This is a genomic window from Helicobacter canadensis MIT 98-5491 (genome assembly GCF_000162575.1).
In the GTDB taxonomy this organism is placed as follows: Bacteria; Campylobacterota; Campylobacteria; order Campylobacterales; family Helicobacteraceae; genus Helicobacter_D; species Helicobacter_D canadensis.
On record NZ_CM000776.2, the window covers coordinates 528,774 to 553,458 of the forward strand.

At 34.6% G+C, this 24,685-nt stretch carries 21 protein-coding genes; 6 read left to right on the forward strand and 15 right to left on the reverse strand.

What is annotated here, in order from left to right; genetic code table 11:
- Positions 1 to 8: 8 nt before the first annotated feature.
- Positions 9 to 1,169, forward strand: coding sequence for a cell division protein FtsZ (ftsZ, locus tag HCAN_RS02660; protein ID WP_006655194.1), 1,161 nt, complete (start codon positions 9 to 11; stop codon positions 1,167 to 1,169).
- 19 nt (positions 1,170 to 1,188) lie between these two features.
- Here ftsZ and glmS read toward each other — a convergent pair whose 3' ends face one another.
- The 6 genes from glmS to HCAN_RS02690 form a co-directional block, all read right to left on the reverse strand.
- Positions 1,189 to 2,979, reverse strand: a complete 1,791-nt coding sequence (gene glmS, locus HCAN_RS02665) for a glutamine--fructose-6-phosphate transaminase (isomerizing) (RefSeq protein ID WP_006655195.1) — start codon at positions 2,977 to 2,979, stop codon at positions 1,189 to 1,191.
- A gap of 91 nt (positions 2,980 to 3,070) precedes the next feature.
- The gene (locus HCAN_RS02670) at positions 3,071 to 4,015 is read right to left on the reverse strand and encodes a thiamine pyrophosphate-dependent enzyme (RefSeq protein ID WP_006655196.1); all 945 of its coding nucleotides are present in this window, start codon (positions 4,013 to 4,015) and stop codon (positions 3,071 to 3,073) included.
- Between the two features lie 10 nt (positions 4,016 to 4,025).
- Positions 4,026 to 5,243, reverse strand: a complete 1,218-nt coding sequence (locus tag HCAN_RS02675; RefSeq protein WP_006655197.1) for a 2-oxoacid:ferredoxin oxidoreductase subunit alpha — start codon at positions 5,241 to 5,243, stop codon at positions 4,026 to 4,028.
- Between the two features lie 2 nt (positions 5,244 to 5,245).
- On the reverse strand, positions 5,246 to 5,644 hold the full coding sequence (locus HCAN_RS02680; RefSeq protein WP_006655198.1) for a 4Fe-4S dicluster-binding protein: 399 nt from the start codon (positions 5,642 to 5,644) through the stop codon (positions 5,246 to 5,248).
- Between the two features lie 10 nt (positions 5,645 to 5,654).
- Positions 5,655 to 6,215, reverse strand: coding sequence for a pyruvate flavodoxin oxidoreductase subunit gamma (locus HCAN_RS02685; protein WP_006655199.1), 561 nt, complete (start codon positions 6,213 to 6,215; stop codon positions 5,655 to 5,657).
- Between the two features lie 159 nt (positions 6,216 to 6,374).
- The gene (locus tag HCAN_RS02690; RefSeq protein ID WP_006655200.1) at positions 6,375 to 7,022 is read right to left on the reverse strand and encodes an HAD family hydrolase; all 648 of its coding nucleotides are present in this window, start codon (positions 7,020 to 7,022) and stop codon (positions 6,375 to 6,377) included.
- Positions 7,023 to 7,140: 118 nt separating this feature from the next.
- Here HCAN_RS02690 and HCAN_RS02695 point away from each other — a divergent pair, with 118 nt between their 5' ends.
- From HCAN_RS02695 to HCAN_RS02715, 5 genes are all read left to right on the forward strand, one after another.
- On the forward strand, positions 7,141 to 7,884 hold the full coding sequence (locus HCAN_RS02695; RefSeq protein WP_006655201.1) for a 3'-5' exonuclease: 744 nt from the start codon (positions 7,141 to 7,143) through the stop codon (positions 7,882 to 7,884).
- 15 nt (positions 7,885 to 7,899) lie between these two features.
- On the forward strand, positions 7,900 to 9,111 hold the full coding sequence (gene nspC / locus HCAN_RS02700; protein ID WP_006655202.1) for a carboxynorspermidine decarboxylase: 1,212 nt from the start codon (positions 7,900 to 7,902) through the stop codon (positions 9,109 to 9,111).
- Positions 9,112 to 9,282: 171 nt separating this feature from the next.
- Positions 9,283 to 10,395, forward strand: coding sequence for an efflux RND transporter periplasmic adaptor subunit (locus HCAN_RS02705; protein WP_006656771.1), 1,113 nt, complete (start codon positions 9,283 to 9,285; stop codon positions 10,393 to 10,395).
- 13 nt (positions 10,396 to 10,408) lie between these two features.
- Positions 10,409 to 13,534 carry an efflux RND transporter permease subunit gene (locus HCAN_RS02710; protein WP_006656772.1) on the forward strand — a complete coding sequence of 1,042 codons (3,126 nt, stop codon included), beginning with the start codon at positions 10,409 to 10,411 and terminating at the stop codon, positions 13,532 to 13,534.
- Positions 13,527 to 14,927, forward strand: a complete 1,401-nt coding sequence (locus tag HCAN_RS02715; protein WP_006655205.1) for an efflux transporter outer membrane subunit — start codon at positions 13,527 to 13,529, stop codon at positions 14,925 to 14,927. Before HCAN_RS02710 ends, HCAN_RS02715 begins: the two co-directional genes overlap by 8 nt.
- A gap of 25 nt (positions 14,928 to 14,952) precedes the next feature.
- On the opposite strand, the gene HCAN_RS02720 is transcribed toward HCAN_RS02715, so the two are convergent.
- From HCAN_RS02720 to HCAN_RS02760, 9 genes are all read right to left on the reverse strand, one after another.
- Positions 14,953 to 15,675 carry a hypothetical protein gene (locus tag HCAN_RS02720; protein ID WP_006655206.1) on the reverse strand — a complete coding sequence of 241 codons (723 nt, stop codon included), beginning with the start codon at positions 15,673 to 15,675 and terminating at the stop codon, positions 14,953 to 14,955.
- 71 nt (positions 15,676 to 15,746) lie between these two features.
- On the reverse strand, positions 15,747 to 16,100 hold the full coding sequence (gene rplT, locus HCAN_RS02725) for a 50S ribosomal protein L20 (RefSeq protein WP_006655207.1): 354 nt from the start codon (positions 16,098 to 16,100) through the stop codon (positions 15,747 to 15,749).
- Between the two features lie 92 nt (positions 16,101 to 16,192).
- Complete coding sequence (gene rpmI / locus HCAN_RS02730; protein WP_006655208.1) at positions 16,193 to 16,387, reverse strand: 50S ribosomal protein L35; 195 nt, start codon at positions 16,385 to 16,387, stop codon at positions 16,193 to 16,195.
- A 25-nt stretch (positions 16,388 to 16,412) separates the two neighbouring features.
- Positions 16,413 to 16,928 carry a translation initiation factor IF-3 gene (gene infC / locus HCAN_RS02735; RefSeq protein ID WP_006656773.1) on the reverse strand — a complete coding sequence of 172 codons (516 nt, stop codon included), beginning with the start codon at positions 16,926 to 16,928 and terminating at the stop codon, positions 16,413 to 16,415.
- On the reverse strand, positions 16,925 to 18,745 hold the full coding sequence (thrS, locus tag HCAN_RS02740; RefSeq protein WP_172617267.1) for a threonine--tRNA ligase: 1,821 nt from the start codon (positions 18,743 to 18,745) through the stop codon (positions 16,925 to 16,927). Before thrS ends, infC begins: the two co-directional genes overlap by 4 nt.
- Before the next feature lie 101 nt (positions 18,746 to 18,846).
- Complete coding sequence (locus tag HCAN_RS02745; protein ID WP_006655211.1) at positions 18,847 to 21,639, reverse strand: cytochrome c biogenesis protein CcsA; 2,793 nt, start codon at positions 21,637 to 21,639, stop codon at positions 18,847 to 18,849.
- 63 nt (positions 21,640 to 21,702) lie between these two features.
- A complete protein-coding gene (locus tag HCAN_RS02750; RefSeq protein ID WP_006655212.1) occupies positions 21,703 to 22,299 on the reverse strand; it encodes a SoxW family protein in 597 nt (198 codons plus the stop codon).
- 99 nt (positions 22,300 to 22,398) lie between these two features.
- The gene (gene hemH / locus HCAN_RS02755) at positions 22,399 to 23,364 is read right to left on the reverse strand and encodes a ferrochelatase (protein WP_006655213.1); all 966 of its coding nucleotides are present in this window, start codon (positions 23,362 to 23,364) and stop codon (positions 22,399 to 22,401) included.
- A complete protein-coding gene (locus HCAN_RS02760) occupies positions 23,364 to 24,671 on the reverse strand; it encodes a M99 family carboxypeptidase catalytic domain-containing protein (protein WP_006655214.1) in 1,308 nt (435 codons plus the stop codon). The genes hemH and HCAN_RS02760 overlap by 1 nt, the downstream gene beginning before the upstream one ends.
- Positions 24,672 to 24,685: the final 14 nt, after the last annotated feature.

Sequence of the window (24,685 nt, forward strand, 5' to 3'; positions counted from 1 at the left end):
AGATAGAGATGGTTGATGTTCAAGAAGTAAAACATGATTTTAGTGCAAATATTAAAGTAATAGGCGTTGGTGGAGGTGGGAGCAATATGATTGGGCATCTCATTGCAACAGGCACTTATGATGGAATTGATTTGGCTGTAGCAAACACTGATGCTCAAGCAATTAGCACTTCTTTGGCTCCAGTAAGAATTCAGTTGGGTGCAAAGCTTACTAAAGGTTTAGGGGCGGGTATGAAGCCCCAAGTTGGTGAAGATGCGGCTTTAGAAAGTTATGAAGAGTTAAAGAGTTTTTTAGAAGGCACAGACATTGTTTTTATTTCCGCAGGGTTGGGCGGAGGAACAGGAACAGGAGCTGCACCTGTGATTGCAAAAGCAGCAAGAGAGGTAGGAGCCTTGACAGTTTCGATTGTAACTAAGCCTTTTAGGTGGGAAGGACGAAAACGATCGGAATTAGCAGAGGAGGGCTATCGTAAATTAAGAGCAGAGAGCGATTCTATTGTTGTGATTCCTAATGATAAGCTTCTTTCTATTATTGATAAAAATCTTGGGTTAAAAGATAGCTTTAGAATTGTTGATGATGTTCTTGTAAGAGCAGTTAATGGTGTTAGTGGTGTGATCCTTTCACATAGTGCAGGGGATATTAATGTGGATTTTGCTGATGTAAGAACTGTGATGAATCACAAAGGACTTGCATTAATGGGTATTGGAGAAGCAAGTGGTGCTGATGCTGCCAAAGAAGCGGTAAAAATTGCCATTGAATCACCTTTATTTGATAATATGTCTATTAGTGGAGCAAAAGGTGTTTTGGTGCTTTTCTACCTTAATCCAGATTATCCAATGGCAGAAATTTCTAATGCAATGGAAGTGGTTTATGATAATACTGATCCAGAAGCAGAAGTTATTTTTGGAACAACCACAGATGCAGCATTAGAAAGAGATAAAGTGAGAATCACGATTGTAGCAACAGGCTTTGAAAAAGAGGCTTCTCAAACACAGACCACAGCAAGTGATGATGGTGCAACTTTGAAATTAGTTAATCCAAAAGATCTAAGCCAAAAGATTAATCAACAAACTTCATTAATGAATGCTAAAAAGAAAGTGAGTGGTGATGATTTTACTAATGAAGAGTATTTGGATGTTCCTGCTTTTTTAAGAAGGCAGATGGACTAAAGAAGAATTTCTTCTTCTTTTATTCTACCGTTACACTTTTTGCTAAATTTCTTGGCATATCTACATCATTTCCTAGTCTTACTGCAATTTCAAGGGCGAAAATTTGAAGGGCAACCATCATTTCAAAGAATTCTTCCATATAATGTTGAGATTCAGAAATTCTAATCCAATCATCACAACCTTCATAGTATTCTGTGCTTAATGCACAAATCATTGCATCTCTCGCACTTAATTCTTCAATATTGCTTTTGATTTTATCATAAAGTAAGTTTTTTGGCATTAAGGCAACACAAAATAATCCTGTATCTGCTAAAGCAATAGGACCATGTTTCATTTCTCCACTAGGATAACCTTCTGCATGAAGATAGCTAATTTCTTTGAGTTTGAGAGCACCTTCAAGTGCAAGAGGATAAAAAATATCTCTCCCAATAAAAAAGAATCCATGCCCATGTAAATAGCGTCTAGCAAGTCTTTTAATACGCTCGTGCATTTTTTTATTGACTTCAGTTAGTCGAGTAGCATTAAGCATAATTTGGGCTTGTTGTTTGCATTCTGCTTGAGAGAGTAATTTCTTAGATTGTGCTAAATAGCAAGATAGTATCCACAAAACCATCACTTGTGTAGCAAAAGCCTTGGTGCTTGCTACTCCCTTTTCAATTCCTGCTCTTGTGAGTAAGCAAGCATCACTTTCTCTTACCATACTGCTATTATCAACATTGCAAATACTTAAGGTTTTTAAATGATTATTTTTTGCTAGTTTTAAGGCTTCAAGTGTGTCTGCAGTTTCCCCACTTTGTGAAATAACAATAAAAAGTTCATTTTTGCATAAAATAGGATTTTTATAGCGAAATTCACTAGCAATTTCCACCTTAGTTTTGATTTTTGCTATTCGCTCTAGCAGATAACTTCCTACAATCGCAGCGTGGTAGCTTGTCCCACAAGCACAAAGTGTGATTGAAGAAATATTATTAAAATCAAATTGATTAAGTTCTTCAAGATTGAAACCTTCTTCACTTACGCGTCCCATCATTGTTTCCAATAATACTTTGTGTTGCTCATAAATTTCTTTTTCCATAAAGAAAGTAAAGCCATCTTTTTGAGCAGAAAGTTTATCTCCAGTTAGCTTTTTGATATTATGGAGTGTTGAGAAGCTGTGGATGTCCATTACACCTAAAGTGTTATCTTCAAGATAGCTAACTTCTTTTGCAAGTCCTATGAGTGGTGCATCTGAAGAGGCAAAAAAGATTTCATCTTTTTCACCTTTTCCTATGATAAGGGGAGATCCATTTTTGGCATAAAAGATTTTATCAGGAGCTTTTTTTGTGATTAATAAAATAGCATAAGCCCCTTTTAGATCTGCAATAGTTTGTTTGAAAGCCTCTAGCGGATTTTCGTTTTTCTCTAAGTATGATTCAAATAAATGCACAATCACTTCAGTATCAGTTTGTGAAATGAAATGATGCCCTTCTTTTTGAAGCTTTTCTTTAATGCTTTGATAATTTTCAATGATTCCATTATGCACAACATTGCTAAATTTTCCAAAATGAGGGTGTGCATTGGCTTCTGTAGGTTTGCCATGAGTTGCCCAGCGTGTGTGTCCAATTCCTACCCCAAAGCCTATAGAAGTGAAATTTTCACATTTTCTTTCTAAATTAATGATTTTACCTACAGCCTTAAAAGTATGCAAAATCCCTTGTGAAAGCACAGAGATTCCAGCAGAATCATAGCCTCTATATTCTAATTCTTTTAAGCCATTTAGTAAAAGTGATTTTTTTTCATTATTGCCAATATATCCAACGATTCCACACATAATTATTTACTCCAAAAATTAAGTATATTATTGTGCCATAAAATGTGTAAAAATGCGGTAAATAGAAGAAAAAGTTGAGAAGAAAAAGGGGCTAAATTTTTGCCTCTTCTCTTCTTTGAAGGTATTCCCAATGTGCATTCACCTCTTTTTGCCATTGCTCGATAATGTGTTCATTTTCAGGCTTGAAAAGATGCTTGAATCTTGCTTGAGCACCAAGATAATCACGCACTGGAATAATATTTTTTGGGCGATAAGTGATTCTTAGTTTGCGCCCGTTGATGATTTCATACAGAGGGAAAACTAAAGAATCAGTAGCTAAATCACTCATTTCGATGGTTTGATTGGAAGGGAATCTCCACTCTGTAGTGCAAGCACTCATAGCATTAATAAAAGTTGGTCCTTCTGTCTCAATAGCAGTTTTGATTTTTTTACTCATATCTTTCCATTTATTAGGAGCAACTTGTGCGACATAAGGAGATCCGTGTGCTGCCATAATAGAGAGAAGATCCTTTTTCTTATCTTTTTTTCCATAGCTAACGCGTCCTGCTGGAGTTGTTGTGGTGGAAGCACCAAGAGGTGTAGAACCACTGCGTTGCCCACCAGTGTTAGCATACACTTCGTTATCTAAGCACACATAAGTGAAATCGTGCCCTCTCTCAAAACAGCCACTAATGAATTGGAAACCAATGTCATAAGTTGAGCCATCTCCCCCAAATGCTACAAATTTTGGTTCTTTGTCGCTATAAAGGCGATTTTTTCGCTTTAGAGCTTTATACATTGCTTCTGCACCTGCAATTGCAGTAGAGCTATTTTCAAAACCAATGTGAATCCAAGGGACATCCCAAGAGGTATAAGGATAAACAGCGGTGCTAACTTCTAAGCAACCTGTAGAAGTTGCAACTAATAAAGGATAGTTAGTAGCATTTAAAACTTCTCGGACAATGATTCCATGTGCACAACCTGGACAGAGTAGATTAGCTCCTTCAAATCTCTCAGCTGCTTTTGAAAATTGTTTTAAATTTTTAATTTCACTCATAATATTCTCCTTAGTTGTAGCCTAATTTGGGACCTCTAAGTCCGATAAATTGTTGTGTTTTGTGGGTTAATTTTCCTGCTTTAGCATCAGAATCAAGTTCTTTAAAAATCTCTTCTAAATGATTCTGTGTTAAATCTCTACCACCAAGTCCATAAATATAATTACTGACAATTGGTTTGTTATCCATAGCATAAAGCGCTGCCACACCTTCATTAAAGAGCATTCCCATAGCACCAGCAGGCAAACTTCTATCCAAAAATGCAACAGCTTTGCAATTTTTAAGAGCTTTGCCAAGTTCTTCATAAGGAAAAGGTCGTAAAACGCGAATGCTCACTACTCCTGCTTTAATTCCTTTTTCTCTAGCTCTTTGTGCGGCGATTCTTGCTGATTCCACGGTGGTTCCAAGTGCAACAATGATAACCTCTGCATCGTCAGTTTGGTATTGTTCTACGACATTGTATTTCCTGCCTGTTAAAGCTTCAAATTCCTTGAAAGTTCTTTCAATAATAGGCATAGAATTCATAATAGCATTATGCAATTGAGCTTTGTGTTCAAAATGCCAATCTTCTTCTGTTTGTGCTCCATAAGTTGCAGGTTTGCTAAAATCTAGCATTGCATTTTTGGGTTTATAGTCTCCAATGAATCGATAAGCTTCTTCATCTTTGAGTGGGCGCACACTTTGAGCAGTGTGAGAGCAGATAAAACCATCTTGATGCACCATTACAGGCAGTCTTACTTCGTAATCTTCAGCAATTTTAAAAGCCATAAGATTGAAGTCATAGGCTTCTTGTGGATTATAAGTGCAGAGATTAATCCAACCCGCATCGCGTCCTAGATACATATCGGAATGATCCCCATTAACATTTAATGGGCTTGCTAGAGCTCGATTGACAACATTTAAAACAATAGGTAGTCGCATACCAGAGGCTTGGTAAAGCACTTCAACCATTAACGCAAAACCTTGAGAGCTTGTTGCAGTTGCTACTCTACCTCCTGCAGCCGCAGCTCCAACGCAGCCACTCATTGCGGCGTGCTCTGATTCAACCATTACAAATTCACCATCAATGTAGCCATTGGCAAGGAAATTTGCATAATTTTGGACAATAGGAGTTGAAGGGGTAATGGGATAAGCAGAAACTACATCAATTTGTGCTTGACGCATTGCGTGGCTTGCAGCCATATTTCCATCCCATACTTCAATTGCTTGTAATTCATAAACTGCTGCCATAATTAATCCTTTTTCTTTTCTTCTTTTTTGGGCCATTTTGCTAATGCTGATTCGTTGGTTTCATAGTCATTAAACATTAAAAGCGATTTTGGATTGGTAGGGCAGACATCGACACAGACACCACAGCCTTTGCAATGAACATAATCCACTCCTGTCATTTTTTCATCGCGGACTAAAATTGAAGAATCGGGACAATAAACCCAACAAAAATAACAATTAATGCAATGCTCATTGTTATAAACAGGCTTTTCGACTCTCCAATGAGCTACACTTGCCTTATAAGAGCTATCAGGGCGATAATTTCTTTTATCTGCATGTTCTTGGACAACTTCATCACCTTTTTTCTCAAAAGGAAAGAGCACAGATCCAATTTCAAATTCATTCCAGCCTTTATATTCCATAGTTTTCCTCCTATTTCACTTCATTGTAGGCTTTTTTGATGACTTCCATATTAGCATCAATAATTTTTTGAGGAAGTTTTTTACCTAGGACTTTTTTAAATGATTCTAAGAAAAATTCCAACTCTAAAGTTTTGGAGATTTTGAGAAATGCTCCAAGCATTGGTGCATTTGGGATAGATTTGCCAAATGCTTCTAGGGATAGTCCAATACAATCTAGTGTATAGACTTCTTTTCCATTTAATTCAGGCTTAGTTTTAAGAAACTCTTCTTTACTTAAATGAGTTGTGATAATATATTTAGTCTCTGCTTTTTCATTAGCGCAAATATCGGTAATATAGACTAATCCTGGATCGATTACCAAAATATAGTCAGGATTCATAAATTTTTCGTGATTTAAGATAGGTTGGTCATCAATGCGGTTATATGCAGTCATTGCTGCACCTCTTTTTGCAGATCCATAAAAGGCGAATGCTTGAACTTCTTTTCCTGTTCCTGCAACCACATCGGCTAAACCTTTAGCACCCGTTACTGCACCTTGTCCTGCACGACTATGCCATCTAATCTCTAGCATGCTATCTCCTAAAATTTTATTACGCCCAAAATTATAAGAGAATCGCACTTAAAAATGACTTTTGAAGTTTGAGTTTAGTAAAATTAATATTATCTTTTTTGTAAAAAATATTCAATTTTGAGCAAAGGAATCAAGTGAGAATTTCACTCGCAAATATCCTTAAATGCTTTGTATAATAGAAATTGCTTCTAAAGAATCACGAGCAATTTTATCTGTGTATCTTTGTAACATTTCTAAGGTTGCATAGCCACTTAATACTCCAAAAGATTGAATGTGTGCTTCCTTGGCTGCTAAAATATCTAAGGGTGTGTCTCCAATCATAAAAATATGGGAATTTGGAATGTCTTTTGGTAGAATTTCTAGTGCTTTGAGAATGGGTTCTTTATCTGGTTTTGGCTTGGTTACATTTTCTCTTCCAATGACGCAGTGGAAATATTGTAACACATTAAAGTGTTGAAGCAAATCTTTAGAGTATAATCCAGTTTTAGTTGTTACGATTCCTAAATAGGCAAACTCATAGGCTTTGAGAATCGATTCTTTTGCATTTTTTAAAAGGATTGTTTTTTCATTGCAGATTTGTCTGTAATGTTCTTTGTAAGCCATAACATATTGTGGGCATTCTTTTTCTTCTATTCCAAGAGCAATGAAAATATCCTCTAAAGTATAACCAATAAGCTTTTTAATGCTTTCTTCATTGGGAATATCTTTTTTAAAAGTTTTAAAAGCTTTGTAAAAAGATTCACAGATAGCTTGTGTAGAATCAATGAGTGTTCCATCTAAATCAAATAAAACAATTTTGTTTTTCATTATTTTAAGCCTTTATTATTTTGTTATAAAGTGAAACAATGGAATCATATCTGCAATTACTTTAAGATACAAAAGGTTAAGATTTCGATTTTATAATTTAATATTTTTTTGGAGTGTAATGCCTCATCGTTATGACAAAATTATTGCCAAACTTATAAAACGTCCTTTAAGTCAAAATGAATTTTTACTTCTACTTGATGAGGTTGGTGGGCTTTTTAGTGAGAGAGAAAGTGAGCTAGAAATCATTAAAACTTCTGGGATACCTTTAATTTTTGCTCACGATAAAGTTTATCTTAAAACCACTTTAACGCCTATTTTCGAAGAGAGATTCTGCATTGTGGATATTGAGACTAATGGGCATAATCCCTTTGTGCATCAGCCTATCGAGATTGGGGCGATTGTGTATCAAGGTGGAAAAATTTGTGAAAGCTTTCATTCTTTTGTATTTTGTGAGGAAATCCCAGAATACATTACAAAACTAACTGGAATCACATCCCCTATGTTAGAAAAAGCACCTAAGATTCATCAGGTTTTAGAATCTTTTAAATTATTTTTAAGCGATTGCGTTTTTGTGGCACATAATGTTAATTTTGATTACCAATTTTTAAGTAATGCACTTTATCATTATGGTTTTGGGTATCTTTATAATCCACGCCTTTGCACAATTAAATTGGCACAAAAAACATTTACTTCTCCGCGTTATTCTTTGGAATTTTTAAATGAGTTTCTAGGAATTAGGCATTCCCCATTGCATCGGGCATTGGAAGATTCTAAAGTAGCTTCAGAAGTATTTAAAAAGTCGCTTATGGGTTTAGATAAAAAGATTTATACAAGTCACGATTTGATAAAATTTGCAGAATAATAGATGGAGGAAATGATGCTAACTCAAAACTATCCTAAAAATTTTGAGGCGATTCCAAGCCCTTGTTATGTGCTAGAAGAAGAAAAATTTATTAAGAATCTTGAAATTTTAGATTCTATCCAAAAAGAAAGTGGAGCAAAGATACTTTTAGCGCTTAAAGGTTATGCGCTTTGGAGAAGTTTTGATATTGCTAAAAAATATTTAAGTGGAATCACAGCAAGTGGGCTTTATGAAGCTAGGCTTGGCTATGAGACTTTTGGCGGTGAGATTACGACTTTCAGTCCAGCCTATAAATATGAAGAAATGCAAGAATTAGTTAAAATTTCTGATCATATTATTTTTAATTCTTTTTTGCAATGGCAGACTTTTAAGCCTTTGATTGATGAAGCAAATCAATGGCGTAAGAATAAAATACAAGTTGGTTTGCGAGTTAATCCTCAATATAGCGAAGTTACTCCTGCAATCTATAATCCTTGTGTTGAAGGATCTAGGCTTGGAATCACACCTAAAGAATTTAAAAAGGGAGTAAAAAAATATGGTTTAAAAGGTATTAGTGGATTGCATTTTCATACACATTGTGAACAAAATAGTGATGCATTAAAGAGAACTTTGAAGTATTTCATTCAGCATTTTGGGAAATATATTCCGCAAATGCAGTGGATTAATTTTGGTGGTGGGCATCATATTACACGCAAAGATTATAATAGAGAATTATTAGTTAAGATTATTAAAAAGTTTAAAAAGCGTTTTGATGTGCAAGTGTATTTAGAGCCTGGAGAGGCAGTGGGTTGGCAATGTGGATTTTTAATGGGTAGTGTGATAGATATTGTTCATAATGGTGTTGATATTGCTATTTTAGATGTGAGTGCCACTGCACATATGCCAGATTGTCTTGAAATGCCCTATCGCCCTATGGTAAGAAATAGCTATTTAGCAAAGGCTACTTCTAAAAATGGTCATTTAAAGCTTAAGGGAGAACAAAAATATACCTATCGCTTTGGCGGTCCAACTTGTTTGGCAGGAGATATTATTGGCGATTATAGTTTTAAAGAGCCGCTAAAGCTAGGCGATAGAATTATTTTTGAAGATATGGTGCATTATACTATTGTAAAAAACAATACTTTTAATGGAGTTCCTTTGCCAAGTATTGGCATGATTGATAAAGAAGGGCGATTCAAGCTTTTTAAATCTTATTCTTATGAGAGTTACAAAGAGAGAAATAGTTAATTAAGTTGCATTGTAATTAAGGTTTAGATTGGAATTTTATTTTTAGATTTTTTTAAAATAAAAAAGAATATAATATAGCCTTTTTAAAATTTGTGTAATTTAAATTACATAATTGAAATTTTAAGAGAATTTCTCTTAAGTGAATTTAGTAAATTTCAAGGAAGTATGATAATGAAAGGCTATCATAAAATATTATTGGGAACATTTTGTAGTTTGGTGATATTTTCTGGTTGTTTTGGAGAAAAAGATTCTAAAGCACAACAACAAACTATGGTAATTCCAGTAAGCACTTACACGGTTGAAATAAAGGACACTCCAGTGTCTTTTGAGTATCCAACACAGCTTACAAGTCCGCAAAAAGTAGAAGTATATGCAAGAGTAGAGGGAACACTCTTGGAGCAAAATTTTGTAGAAGGAAATGTGGTAAAAGAGGGGCAGAAGCTTTTTAAAATTGACCCTTCAAAATATCAGGCTAATGTGAATATCGCTAAAGCACAATTGCTTTCAGCGCAAGCAACTTTCAAAGAGGCTTCAAGAGATTGGGAGCGTTCTAAAAAACTTTTTGAGCAAAAGGCATTAAGCCCAAAAGAGCGTGATCAATCCTTATCGACTTATGAAAATGCACAAGCAGGAGTTGCTAATGCAAAAGCAAATTTAGATAATGCGATGATTGATTTAGGTTATACCGATGTTGTTGCAACTGCGACAGGAAAAACAAGCTTAACTAATTATGATTTAGGAAATCTTGTAGGGTCAGCTTCAAGTAGTAATGCACTTGTAACTGTTACTCAACTTGATCCAATCAATGCGGAGTTCTCAATACCAAGCAAGGATTATTATTTTTTTAGAACTCTCAATCGAGACAATTTAAAAGTTTTTTATATTTTGCCAAGTGGGAATACTTATAGCAAAGAAGGAAAATTAGATTTTATTGATAGTGTGGTGGATGCAAGCACAGCAACTATTAAAGCAAGGGCAATTGTAGAAAATCAAGATTTTCTTTTGATTCCAGGGGAATTTTCAAGGATTAGGCTAGAAGGGCTAATTGCTAAAAATACAATTACAATTCCACAAATTGCATTGCTTCAGGATGCACAAGGGAGCTATGTTTATAAAGTGGTTGATGGTAAAGCAGTTCAAACAAGAGTGGTTTTAGGACAGAGTGTGGGTAATAGCTTTTTGATTCAATCAGGATTGCAAGAAGGTGATAGGATTATTACTGATCAACTTGTTAAGCTTCGTCCGGGGGCACCTGTTAATATTATAAATACTCAAGCACAATAAAAGGGAAAAATCAATGTTTTCTAAATTTTTTATCAATCGCCCAGTTTTAGCAATGGTAATGTCTATTATTATTGTGATTGCTGGAGGATTATCAATTATGTCGCTTGCAGTTGAAGAATATCCGCAAGTTACTCCTCCGCAAGTTGTGGTTCAAGCAACTTATCCTGGAGCAAGTGCGGAGGTAATTTCTTCTAGTGTTGCAAGTGTTTTAGAAAATAGTATTAACGGAGTGGAAGGAATGATTTATATGCAGTCTTCTTCTACTTCAAGTGGGAGCTTAAATATTAATATTTATTTCACAAATGAAACAGATCCCGATCAAGCAACTATTAATGTTAATAATCGTGTTCAAGCTGTTATGAGTTCTTTACCGCAAGAAGTTCAAAGGCAGGGAGTAACGGTAGATAAACGATCTTCTACTATTTTAGCGGTTTATTCACTTTTTTCTGATTCTCCTGCTCATGATACCACCTTTATTGCTAATTATGCGGCGATTAATATTTTAGAAGAATTAAAAAGGGTCCCAGGAGTGGGTGATGCAGCACTTTTTAGTCGCCAAGAATATTCAATGCGTATTTGGCTTTCTCCTGATAAACTCACTAAATACAATCTTACTCCAGCGGAAGTCATCGCACTTGTGCAAGAACAAAATTCACAATTTGCTGCGGGATTTTTTGGTCAAGAACCAGTGAGAAAGGATTTAGACTTTACTTATACAGTAACAACTCAAGGAAGATTTACTACTCCAGAAGAGTTTGGTAATATTTTAGTGCGCACCAATCCCGACGGTTCTTCTTTATTGCTTAAGGATTTAGCAAGAATAGAGTTAGGAGCAGAAGATTATAGCGTGAATGCATTTTATAATGGACGCCCATCTGTTGCTTTTGGATTGTTTTTGCAGCCAGGAGCAAATGCTTTAAGTGTTGCTGAGGGGGTAGCAAAGAGATTAGAAGAACTCTCTCAAAGTTTCCCAGAAGGGTTACAATATGCAATTCCTTATGATACAACTTCTTTTGTAAATGTTTCTATTAAAGAAGTGATTAAAACTTTCATTGAAGCTATAGTCTTAGTTATTATTGTTATTTATTTCTTTTTACAGAATTTTAGGGCAACAATTATACCGGTACTTGCGATTCCAGTTTCAATTATTGGGACTTTTGCAGGAATGTATTTACTTGGATTTTCAATTAATCTCTTGACTCTTTTTGGTTTGATTTTGGCTATTGGAATTGTCGTGGATGATGCGATTATCGTGATTGAAAATGTGGAGAGGCTTATCTCTGAAGAGAATCTTTCGGTGAAAGATGCCACCATTAAGGCGATGGAGGAGATAGCAAGTCCTGTTGTGGCAATTGTTTTGGTTCTCTCAGCGGTTTTTATTCCAATTGCTTTTATTGGAGGGTTTAGTGGAGAGATTTATAAGCAGTTTGCCATTACTATTGTTATTTCTGTTGTGATTTCGGGGTTTGTGGCTTTAACTCTTACTCCAGCTCTCTGTGTTTCTATTTTAAAAAAGACTGAGCCTAAGCCATTTTGGATTGTGAAGAAATTTAATGATTTTTTTGCTTGGCTTACTCATCAATTTACCGATAAAGTTGCCCATGCAATTAGGCGTGGAGTTTTTTATGTGATATTATTTGCAGGATTAATTGCCGTAACTTATGGCTTATTTACAAGAGTGCCAACAGGGCTTGTTCCAGCCGAAGATAAGGGAATGTTAATTGTTTCTATGAAGCTTCCACCAGCAACTGCTTTAAGTAAAACGACAGATACAGCTTCTTTTATGGAAAGCACCATTCGAAATAATCCTAATGTAGAGGCGGTTATGGCATTGGCGGGTTATGATATGCTTTCAAGTGCGGTGAGAACTTTTGGTGGGACTGCGTTTGTAAAGCTTAAAGATTGGGATTTGCGAAAAGACGAAAGTCAAAAATCTCAAGTATTAGCACAGAGTTTAACAGGGCAGTTAATGCAAAATCCTAATGCGGTTATTTTTGCTTTGAATCCTCCGCCCATTATGGGACTTAGTTTGACAGATGGTTTTGAAATGTATATTCAAAACCGCACAGGGGGTTCTATTCAAGATTTGCAAAAATACACACAGATGGTTTTGCAAGAAGCTCAAAAGCGTCCAGAGTTAAGTGGAGTAAGGACAACTTTAAGTGTGGATATTCCCCAATATAATGTTAAGCTTGATAGGCAAAAAGCCAAATCGCTTGGTGTAAATATTGATGATGTATTCTCCACGCTTCAAGCAACTTTTGGTTCTTATTATGTGAATGATTTTAATCTTTATGGTCGAACTTTTAAGGTAAGTATGCAGTCTGAAAGTGCCTTTAGAGAATCTCCGGATAATTTGGGCGATGTTTTTGTGCGATCTAGTAATGGTGATTTGATACCTATTAGTTCATTAGTGACTTTTGAAAGGGTAATTGGAGCAGATGTGCTAGAGCGTTTTAATCTTTTCCCAGCAGCAAAACTTATGGGAGATGCAGCACAAGGTTATTCTTCTGGAGATGCGCTAAAAGCGATAGAAGAAGTTGCTAGTCAAGTTTTACCTCAAGGTTATTCAGTAGCATTTTCAGGTAGCTCTTATCAAGAAAAAAATGCAGGTGGCACAGGTGTAATCGCATTTATTTTTGGATTGGTTTTTGTTTTCTTGATTCTTGCAGCACAATATGAGCGATGGTTAATGCCATTAGCAGTTTTAACAGCTGTTCCTTTTGCGGTTTTTGGTGCAATTTTAGCTACTTGGCTAAGGGGATTAAATAATGATATTTATTTCCAAATTGGGCTTGTAATGCTAATTGCACTTTCAGCCAAAAATGCAATTTTGATTATTGAGTTTGCAATGGAAGCAAGAGAAAAGCATGGTAAAAATATTTATGATTCTGCAGTAGAGGCAGCTAGGTTGCGATTCCGTCCTATTGTGATGACTTCTTTAGCCTTTACCATAGGGGTTTTACCGCTTGCTATAAGTAGTGGAGCAGGAGCTGCTAGTCGTCACGCTATTGGAACAGGAGTTATTGGAGGAATGTTGGCAGCGACTTTCATTGCTACTTTCTTTATTCCTCTTTTTTATACTTATTTTGCAAGATTTGGTGAATTTCTTGGTAGTTTAAGGAAAAAGCATGAATAAGATTATATTAGTTTGGATTGGTTTGGGGCTTTTGATTGGCGGTTGTTCTTTATCCCCCAAATATGAGCAACCCAAAGCGAATTTACCCAAAGATTTTGGTGTGGAATATTCTAAAGAAACTATTAGTCAAACTTGGTGGAAAGATTTTGGCGATGAATATCTTAATGGCATTGTTGAAGAAGCCTTAAAGAATAATTATGATCTAGCTGTTGCCATGGAGAGAGTGTCTCAAGCAAGAAGTTCGTGGAGCTATGCAAGGAGTGATAGATACCCTTCTTTGTCCGCACAAGGTGAAGCAACAAGAAATAAGAAAAATCCTAGACAAGGAGAGTTTGATAATTATAATAATTTTTCTTTGAGTGGTATTTTAAGCTTTGAATTGGATTTATGGGGTAGGGCTAGAGATGCTGATAGAAGTGCTTATGCGACTTTATTGGCTAGTAAAGCCAATCGTGATACAATTCGATTAAGTTTGATTGCTAGTGTGGTAGAAAGTTATTTTGGAATATTAACTTTAAATAATCAAGTGCAAATTTCTCAAAATACACTTGTAAGTCGAGAAGAGAGCTATCAATATCGTAAGAAAGAGTTTGAAGCAGGGAAAATTTCAGAAATTGATATGCAGCAAGCAAGATCGGAAATGGCATCAGTTAGAGCACAATTACAAAGTTTATTGATGGAGAGAAATGCTGCACAAACTGCTTTGATGATTTTATTAGGTAGAGATCCCCAAGGCATTTTTAATATAGCCTTGCCTGTGGAATCTCAAATGCTTCCTAAAGCTCCTAAAGTCCCAGTAGGTTTGCCTTCGACACTTTTGGAGAACAGACCAGATATTGAAGCAGCAGAACAGAATCTTAAAGCGGCTAATTTTTCTATTGGTGTAGCAAGGGCGGCGTATTTTCCTACCATTTCTCTAACGGGGCTTATTGGCTATGCTAGTCCAGAGTTAAATGAATTATTTAATAATTCTTCTTCAACTTGGAATTATGGTGGAAATTTTGTGGGCAATGTGATTGATTTTGGTCGAACTAGTGCTAATGTGGAACTAACAAAATCGCAATATAGGGAAATGTTGCTTAATTATGGTCAGACACTTAGGCAGGCTTTTGGTGAGGTAAGAGATTCTTTGTATAATTATAGTATGAGTTTTGAGCGTTTAAGTAGCCTTAATGAACAAGTGGAGGCATTAAGGAGAACATTAGTTTTAGCAGAATTGCGTTATAGGGAGGGTTATACTAATTATCTTGAAGTTTTAACAACGCAAAGCAATCTTTTTGCAGCGGAGCTAACTCAACAAAGTGCTAACCTTGAAAATCTTTCTTCTGTGATTAATATTTATAAAGCCTTTGGTGGTGGCTGGGATAAAAGTAAATATGCAGAAGAGGAATAATTAAAATCCTTTTGCGGATTTTAATTTATTTGCAGCTAAAAACAACCTTTCCTTTAGCTGTTTTTTCTATTTCTTTTCCTGTTGGCATTTTAATATCTTCTAGGCTATTAGAATCTGATTTTGCAAGAGTTGCTGTGCTATTTAGTGGAGTGTTTTCCATTCTCGAAGTTAATCCCAATGAAATTTCTTTGATTGTGCATTGTTTTTTGAGATTCTTAGAATAATTTTGAGCAATCTCATTGGCTTTATTAAGCAGGGCTTGATTGAGTTTTTCATCTATTTTTTCTAAATCATCTTTTTTGATGATTTTAGTGATTTTTGGAATAGGTAAGAGCAAAAAATCATTTGCAATGATTTGTTTTTGAATAAAATCTAGAATTTTATTAAAATCTTTAGCCATTTCATCTTTAAAATCACAATTGAGAGAATAGTTACTTTCAAATCCTTTTTGCTCCCTTGTATTATTTTGATATTCATAAAGAGGGGTGATGTCAAAACTCCCTCCTTTGCAAATTGAGCTATTTTTTAAAAAAGTATTAATGGAATTATAGGTTTTGATAATTTTATTTTTATCTTCTAATGAGAGATTTTTTTCATTATGAAGTTTTTGGCTTCCTATAATTTGGATAGTGGAAGAATAAGTTGTAGGAAAGATTTGCGTATGAATAGTAAGATCTTGTTTAATAAGCATCTCACTTGCAACTAAAGAGATATTTGCTAGGATTAAAAGTAAAGCTTTTTTATACATAAGAATCCTTGTAGTTTAAGATATCTCATTATATCTTAATTTACAAGGATTCCAAGAAGAATCCTTGTAGTTTATAACGCTTTTTTTGCGCTTTCTACAATTTTTGTGAAACTTTGTGGTTCGTTCATAGCTATATCCGCTAGAATCTTCCGATCAAGTGTTATTCCTGCTTTTTTTAGACCAAACATAAATCGAGAATAACTGATCGCATTGATTCTGCAAGCTGCATTAATCCTTACAATCCAAAGTTTTCTAAAGTCTCTTTTCTTTTGTTTTCTATCACGGAAAGCATAACATAAACTTCTTTCTAATTGTTCTTTTGCTTTTCTGAAGTGTTTATGTCTTGCACTATAAAATCCGCGTGCTAATTTTAAAACTTTTTTGTGGCGTCTTCTTCTGACGACTCCTGTTTTTACTCTTGCCATTTTTATTCCTTTACCATAATGTGGTGTGGTATTTCTACCAAACTTGCCCTAATTTAGGGGAATGACATACTGATGTATGAAACTTTAAATTTTTACGCCATACAAAGCATTTTTTTTACTGATTCGCTATTGGCGCTATGAACATATTTGGGTGCATTAAGATTCGCAATTTTTCTTGGACGCTTTTTAGTCAAAATATGACTTTTAAAAGCTGAACCACGCTTGATAAGATTTTTTTTGAGTTTAAATCTTTTTGCGGCACCGCGATTTGTTTTCATCTTTGGCATTGCTTTACTCCTTTCATAAGATAAATTATTTTTTTGGCGTTACTAACATATTGACATACCGACCTTCGATTTTATAGTCTCTGTCAATATTGGCAACATCTTCTAGCATTGCAGCAACTTTATTAAGCACTTCAAAGCCAACTTGAGGCTCACTTACTTCTCTTCCGCGTAAAAATACACGGAATCGGACATGTTTATTTTCTTTTAAAAATTCTTTAGCGTGTTTAACTTTATAGTTAATATCGTTAATTGCAATTTTTACAGAAAGTTTGATTTCCTTGATTTCAATTTGCTTTTGTTTCTTTTTTGCTTCTTTCTGTCTTTTTTCTTGTTGATAACGGAATTTTCCATAATCCATAATCTTGCATACAGGAGGTTTGGCATCAGGGGCGATTAACACCAAATCCAAACCTTTACTTTCAGCAATTTTTAATGCTTCATCAGAACTAATTAAGCCATACTGCTCACCATCATCACCTACATAGCGAATCTCTGGAAAATCAATTTCCTCATTGAGGACTACATCAATATTTTTACTCAAAAGCTAACCTCACGCATTTTCTCCTTTGAAAATTTAATAAATTCATCAAACCCCATTGTGGATTGTTGCTTTTCTCTTCTGTCTCGAATAGCAACAATTTTTTCTTGTTCCTCTTTAGCACCTAGCACGACAATCATCGGAACTCTCTGTTTTTCAGCATTTCTAATGCGTTTATTAAGAGTTTCATTTTTATTATCAATTTCTGCATATACATTGACATTTAGAAGTTGATTGCGTAATTCTTTGGCATAAGATTCTTGAGCCTCTCCAAGTGGAATGATGATGATTTGTGTAGGAGCAATGAAAAAGGGAAATTCACCCCCAAAATGCTCAGTTAAAATTGCTATAAATCTTTCAAAACTTCCTAAAATAGCCCTATGAATCATAACAGGTTGTTTGGAAGAATTGTTTTCATCAGTGTATTCTAGCTTGAATCGTTCTGGTAAATTCATATCGATTTGGATTGTCCCACATTGCCATTTTCGACCAATCGCATCGGTGATTTTAATATCAATTTTGGGTCCATAAAATGCACCACCACCTTCATCAATTTTATAAGGAATATTACAAATTTCCAATGCATTTTTTAGAGCTTGTGTGGCTTCTTCCCAAACTTCATCACTACCAATAGATTTTTCAGGTCGTGTGGAAATTTCCATTTCATAGCTAAAATCAAAAGAATCCATAATTTTTTTAGTAAAATCAATAATATTTTCTACTTCTGTTGCAATCTGACTTGGGCGACAGAAAATATGAGCATCATCTTGTGTGAATTCTCTTACGCGTAAAAGTCCGTGCAACACCCCACTTTTTTCGTGTCGATGCACAACACCATATTCATAAAAGCGTAAAGGTAAATCTCGATAACTGCGTAAGGCACTTTGATAAACCTTGATATGCCCAACACAATTCATCGGCTTGATTCCATATTCTACTCCATCAATAGTGGTAAAATACATATTTTCGCCATAATTGCTATAATGCCCACTAGTTTTCCATACAGCACTTTTTAGAATCTCAGGTCCCCTTACAGGCTCATATCCTCTTTGAATTAAAGCTTTAGTTAAAAGTCTTTCAATATTTCTGCGGAGGCGAGCACCTTTGGGTAACCAAATAGGCAATCCTGCACCGATTTCTTCATCAAAAGTGAAAAGTTCCATTTCTGTGCCAACTTTTCTATGGTCGCGTTTCTTAGCTTCTTCCATTTGTCGCAAATATTGATTAAGACTCTCTTTATCAGCAAAAGCAATGCCATAGATTCTAACAAGCATTTCTGCTTTTTCATCACCGCCTAGGTATGCTCCAGCAATTTTGGTGAGTTTAAAGGCATTTAAAAGCTTTAAAGTAGGTAAATGAGGACCACGACAGAGATCTTCAAAGTCTCCTTGTGAGTAAATGCTTAATGTCCCATCACCTTGGGGGATTCTACTAATAACAGCTTGTTTTAAATCATCGTTTTTAAATTTTTCAATAGCTTCTTGGCGTGGTAAATGATATTTTGTAATTTGTTCGCCTTTTTTGGCAATTTCTTTCATTTTAGATTCAATTTTAGCCAAATCCTCTTCACCAATTTTATGATTCACTCTAAAATCATAGTAAAATCCTTCTTCTACAACAGGACCTACGAAAAATTGGGCTTCTGGATAAAGAGACTTGATTGCTTCTGCCATTAAGTGTGCGCAAGTGTGACGCATAATAGCAAGTGAATCAGGGGAATTATCAAAATAAATTGGCTCACCTTCTATTTTTAATTCAGAAGCAGTTTGTGTATCATAGATAGTATCGCTTGTTTTAAACCCGATAATTTGAGACATTATAGTTTGCCCTTTTAAAAAATTGGCTAGGATTATAGCAGAAAAAAGAGAAAATATGGCTTAATCTATCCCAAAAAATAAAAAGCTTTTTGGGATATGAGAGTTTAGAAATTTAGTTTTGGAGAATCTAAATCACTTTTTCTAGCTGCAAGAATAATCAAGAGAAAAGTCGCTGCGACAAAATAGTATAAAAATACAGGGACAGGAATGGGATCACCAGCAGCATAAGAATGCAATCCCGAAAGATAGAAATTGACTCCAAAATAAGTCATTAAAATTGAATAAAATGCCACAACGGATAAAGAGGCAAAAATGTAAGGATTGTCGCCTTTTGGCAAGAATCGTGCGTGTAAAACAATAATATACACAACAATAGAAATTAGCGCCCAAGTTTCTTTTGGATCCCAGCCCCAATATCTTCCCCAAGATTCATTTGCCCAAACTCCACCTAAAAAGTTTCCAACCGTTAGTAGTGCAAGACCTAGAATCATCGCCATTTCATTGATGGTGTGTAAGGTTAGAATGGTTTTGTCTAATTGAGGGTATTTTTTATTTCTGAAGATAAAAAGCCCCAAAGTAATTGCACCAAGCATAAAGCAAAGCCCTAAGAATCCATAGCTTGCTGTGATAATAGAGACATGGATATTAAGCCAATAAGATTTCAAAACAGGCACGAGATTCCCAATTTGTGGATTCATAAAGCCCAAATGTGCTACAAAAAGTGAGATTCCTGCTAGAAAGCTTGAAGTGGCTAAGGCTAGATAGCTTCGTTTGAAGAAAAATACTCCAGCAACTCCTGCTGCCCAAGCGATATAAATCATTGATTCATAGGCATTGCTCCAAGGTGCATGTCCGCCTACATACCAACGCACTCCAAGTCCAATGGTATGACATAAAACTAAAAGAGTGATAAACCAATGGAGTATTTTTGTAGCTAAAACATCAGAGTTTTTGTTCCTGAAAATTTGTATTAAAACAATGATAAATAAAATAATGCCAGCTACAATGTATAAAGGTGTGAGATTATCAAAAATATTATAATGGTTTAAGAAAATTTCTAAATCAATTTTGCTTGGGTTTGGAAGCAAGTCTGCTCCAAATTTGTGCTGCATTTGGCTTAAAGCCTCAATAGCTAAGTTAGCATTTTCCCAATTATTTTCAACTAAGCCTTGATGGAAGCTTGCAAAATAGGCTCTAAAGAGTTTATGAATTTGTTCTCTATCTGTTTCGTTAAATCCCGCCATAGCCTCTGTGGGTGCATACCAAGTAGAAGTTTCTTGATTGAAATCAGGGATAATTCTTAGAGATTGTGCAGTATAAATGAGATAAGCTACATTGATTCGCTCATCCACTTCAATAATGTCTTTATCAAATTGATCCCGCATAGCAGGTTTTTTGCGATTAGCTTCTTCGAGAAGATTAAGAAGTTTGTATTGATCTTTGAAAAAAACATCTTCAAAGGCAATATAATTTTGATTCTCATCCACTCCAATAAGCTTTTTGAGTTTTGGAGTTTTAATGGCGATCATTTTAACTTTTTTGAATTCATTGGGATACATCATCATGCCTAAAAATAATTGCATATTGCTAAGCCCTAAGAAATTATCTGTTTTGGTCATTTTGTGGATATATTCCATAGCTAGTGTGTCCATAGGTTTAACTCTACCGCCAAAATCTTGCACAAGAAGTTTCCCAAAAATCTTAGAGTGTTGATTAGAGTTTTGTTTGAGAGTAGCAATGAGATCTAAAATGCTTTCTTGTGTGATAGGGGGTAAATTCTGTTGTTGCGTGGTATTGGTTTCTTCTGCATAGAGTGGCGTTTGGAGACTAAAAGCACCAAGTGCCAAACAAGCGATGAAAGCAAGATTTTGAGCTTTGAGATAGCGACTAAGTTTATAGAAGCGTCCATTTTTGGCAAAAAATGACCATAAAAGCCCTAGAGTTAGCATTGCATAACCAATATAAGTTGGGATTTTACCAGGATCGCGATTAACAGAGAGAATCGTTCCTAATTCATCTTGATCATAAGAGGATTGAAAGAATCTAAAACCACCATAATCTAAAACATTATTCATAAAGATTCTATAGGGTATTTCAGTTTTATTTGCTTCATCAATAATAGCTACTTCTGAAGCATAAGAAGAAGGACTCATAGAACCTGCATATCGATCTAATTGAAAATCTTTCAGTTCAATGCTAAAAGGCAATGTAATGGGGCGTGTTCCCCATTCTAATGCGAATTTAGCACTACTCAAACTAAAAGGAATTGGGGTTTGACCCATAATGTTTTTTGTAACTTCAATGATTTCTTTACAACCTTGATAACTCATTTCAACTTTTAAAATATCTAAAGTTGTTTTATCTTTTGCAGGAATGTATTCTAAAAATTTAACTTCTAGATTGTCATTTCCAAAAGGCAATTTATGATCAAATTTTTGTTGCACTAAAGGGGTGATTGTAGTAGGAAAAAAAGCCCGATAGAATTTATCGTCCATTTTAGCTAGAATAATTAAAAACTCTTCTTGAGATTGTATAGTGTTGCTTTTCTCGCCTTCGCGGATATGCATAACACCTTCAAAACCATAATAACGAGTGATTGCAGCACCAATAAAAATCACAACCAAGGAAGAATGAAAAAGGAAGCTTGCATATTTTTTGCGTTGCCAAGCTCTTGAGAGAATAATGAGCCCAATTAGATTTAAAACTAAAAGCAAATGCAATAAATCAAACCATTGTGTATCATAGACTAACGCTCTTGCAGAAGGCGTTCCATAGTCATTTTCTATGAAAGTTGCCACCGCACAAGAGCTGCCATAACCGAGTAATAAAATAAATGTAACCCAAAAATTACAAAATCCATGAATAATATTATTAAGCAATGTTTTTATTTGATTCATATTTGCCTTTCTGTGAAGTAAATTTGAAATTTTACTTTATTTTTAATAACCATTGGTAAATCATTAGATATTTTGAGCTTGGAATAACTCTTGTAATTCTTTAGCGATTTCCTTTTCATCTTTGGTTTCTAAATTTGGAGTTTTTAGGAACTCTAGTGTTGCTAAGAATCGTTCTTTGGGCATATAACCCGGATAAACAAAAAGTGTTTTTCCATGAGAAGAAACAAAAACAAGCGTTGGAGTTGGCTTGATATTGTAAAGGCGTCCTAGTTCAGAGGTTTCTTGAATATCTTTTAGAAAATCAACAGAATGAGATTTTGAGTAGCTTAGATTGATATAATAGGGCGAATAGTCATTTTTTAAAATTTTTTTAATTTCATTGTCATCACGAATGAGTGCTTTGAGTTTATCGCAATAAATACAACCATTTGCAGAAAAGACTAAAAAGTAAGGTTTATTGTCTTTGGTTGAGATTTTTTGTGTGTCTAAAAATACATCGGCTACTTCTTTGTAGGAATTTTTATCAACATTTTGCAAAGCATCAAGTTGTTCTTGAGTGCTTTTTGCACCACTTGAGATGATATTTGAATCAAGCTTTTCTTCACAACCAACAATTAAAAACGCTAAGATTAAAACATAAAGTAAATTTTTGATTTTCATTTTTTTCCTTTCAAGTTATTTTTATAGTTACTTCTTAACTTACGCACTTCTTTGAAAAATACTTTTGCATTTCTATTCCTGATTTATTTAATGATTTATTTAATTTGTTTTTAAAATTTCTCGCGTTTGTTCTAAGATAAATCTTGCAAAATCCTCACTATCATTGAGGCATTTGGAGACTCGGTAGTCTAAAATGCCTATTTTCTCTGCTTCTTGTTTGTATTGAATAGAGAGTTCAAAATCTGTCTCTGAATTATCAAGGCTAAAAGCAATAGGATAGATGATGAGTTTTTTCCCTTTGTAATTTTTTAAGCAATCTCCTAAGCTTGGTTCTAGCCACTTAACGGGTCCTAGTTTGGATTGATAGGCAACTTCAATGCTTGCAAATTCTAATCCTGCTTTAGGCAACATTTCTTTTAGCGTATCCACATTGGCTAGAATCTCTTTTTGATAAGGGTCGCCTTTGTCAATATTTTTTTGTGGGAGTGAGTGAGCAGAAAAGATAAGATGGAATTCCTTAGAATCTTCATTTCCTAGAGTCTCTTTAATGCGACTTAAAATAGCTTTGTTATAGCTTTGATTGTCAAAATAATGTTTGATGAAATGCACTTTAGGCTGATAATTAAGATTCTTAAGGGCTTTTAAAAAATCATCATAAGAACTTTGTGTGGTGGTATAGCTAAAATGTGGATAGAGGCTAAAGAGCACCACTTCTTGTATATTTTTGCTTTGTAATTCTTTGGCAACAAGATTGGCAAAGGGCGGTGTATATCGCATTGCATAAGTGTAAAAGTAGTTATCATCTAGGTTTTCTAGCTTTTGGCAGAGCTTGAAAGTGTGTTCGACTAAAGGAGATTTGCCGCCAATTTTTCTATAGTTATTTTTGGATTCTTCAAGGCGTTTATAAGTAATGAAACTTGCTATCATAGAGCGAAAGAAATTGCTTTTAATAGGCAAAATATAAGGATCATTAAACATATTTTTTAGAAAAACTTCAACTTCATCTAAAGAATTAGGACCTCCCATATTAAGAAGCACAATAGCAGTATTTTTTGTGTTTTGCATTAATCTACCTTTTTTACATTGATCATTCCGCAGAAATTTTTACCTTCATAAATCTCGATTCTATAGACTTTACCTTTTTTGTCTAGCGAGAAGTTTTTGTCAATATCTGTAGCAGTTAGGAATATTTCTTCTTCGCTTACCACGCCTTTTTTAGAATAACCAATCACATTAACTCTAGCCTTTGGATTTTTTTTAATTAAGAATCCCTCTTGGAATTCTAGTGTTTTGCCAAATTTAACTTTTTTGGTGATATTTTTATCGATTTGTATTTCCATATCTTCGATGCTACATTGCATAGGAAAATAATCAGGTTTTAAGAGTGCAATTTTTTGGTGTCCGATATAGACTTCATAGCCATTTTTGGTTTCTTTGATTCTTCCTAATGGATGGGTAAAAGTAAATTGATTGCCTTTTTTAAGCAAAGGGATAAAATTAAGTGTGTTTTTGATTTCACTTAATTCAAGGGTAATATTATTATTAATGTTGAGAGTTTTATAATCTTTGAGTTTATTTTCAACACCCTTTAAATCCAAAGTAAAATCGCGTGTGTATTCTATGCCTAAAATTTGCATTAAGGCTTCAATGGAGTTAAGTTGATAAAGAGTTTTTAGTGGAAGTTCTTGTATATTTTTGCTAGTTTCTATGGCAAGAGCAGGTTTTAAATGAGTGATTGCATAATAAGTTAGGGAGTTTTGCTGTTCTTCATCTTTGAAGCGTGTTTCAGTGTTTCTTACTCCAAAAGTGTGAAAATCATAATGTAATTCTTTATTGAGTTTGTTTTCAATTTCTTTGGCTATTTCATCAAGATTTCCAAAAGGAATATTATCAAGTGTTTTTTGATCGATGACATAAGTTTGTCCCCACGCTTTTGGATTAAAAATTGAGTTTTCCCATTTTTCTCGATAAAATCCGTGTCCATCGTGAAGGTTAATTACAAAATTCACTTTAGGGTTGATGATAATTTCTTTAATCCTAGCAACATTATCAAAATCTGGATCATTAGGTGCAATGTGGGCAAATTTACGATTCATATCTTTGTAGATTCCACGCTTAAAGGCTAAAATACTATCAGGATTAAGATTAGGCACCACTAAAACATTGCCCTTTAGGATATGATAAGAGTTTGCTAAAATGCTAGGTGCAAAATATCCACCGGGTTCATCTCCATGAATACCGCCAATGACAAGCAAAGTCGCTCCATCATTATCGCCTTTAAGTTCATAGAAATTAAAGGGAGTGTTTTTGGCGTTTATGAATTGCAAACTAAGAAAGCATAGGATAAAGATTTTAAAGAAAAGTAATTTCACAAAATTCCCTTTAG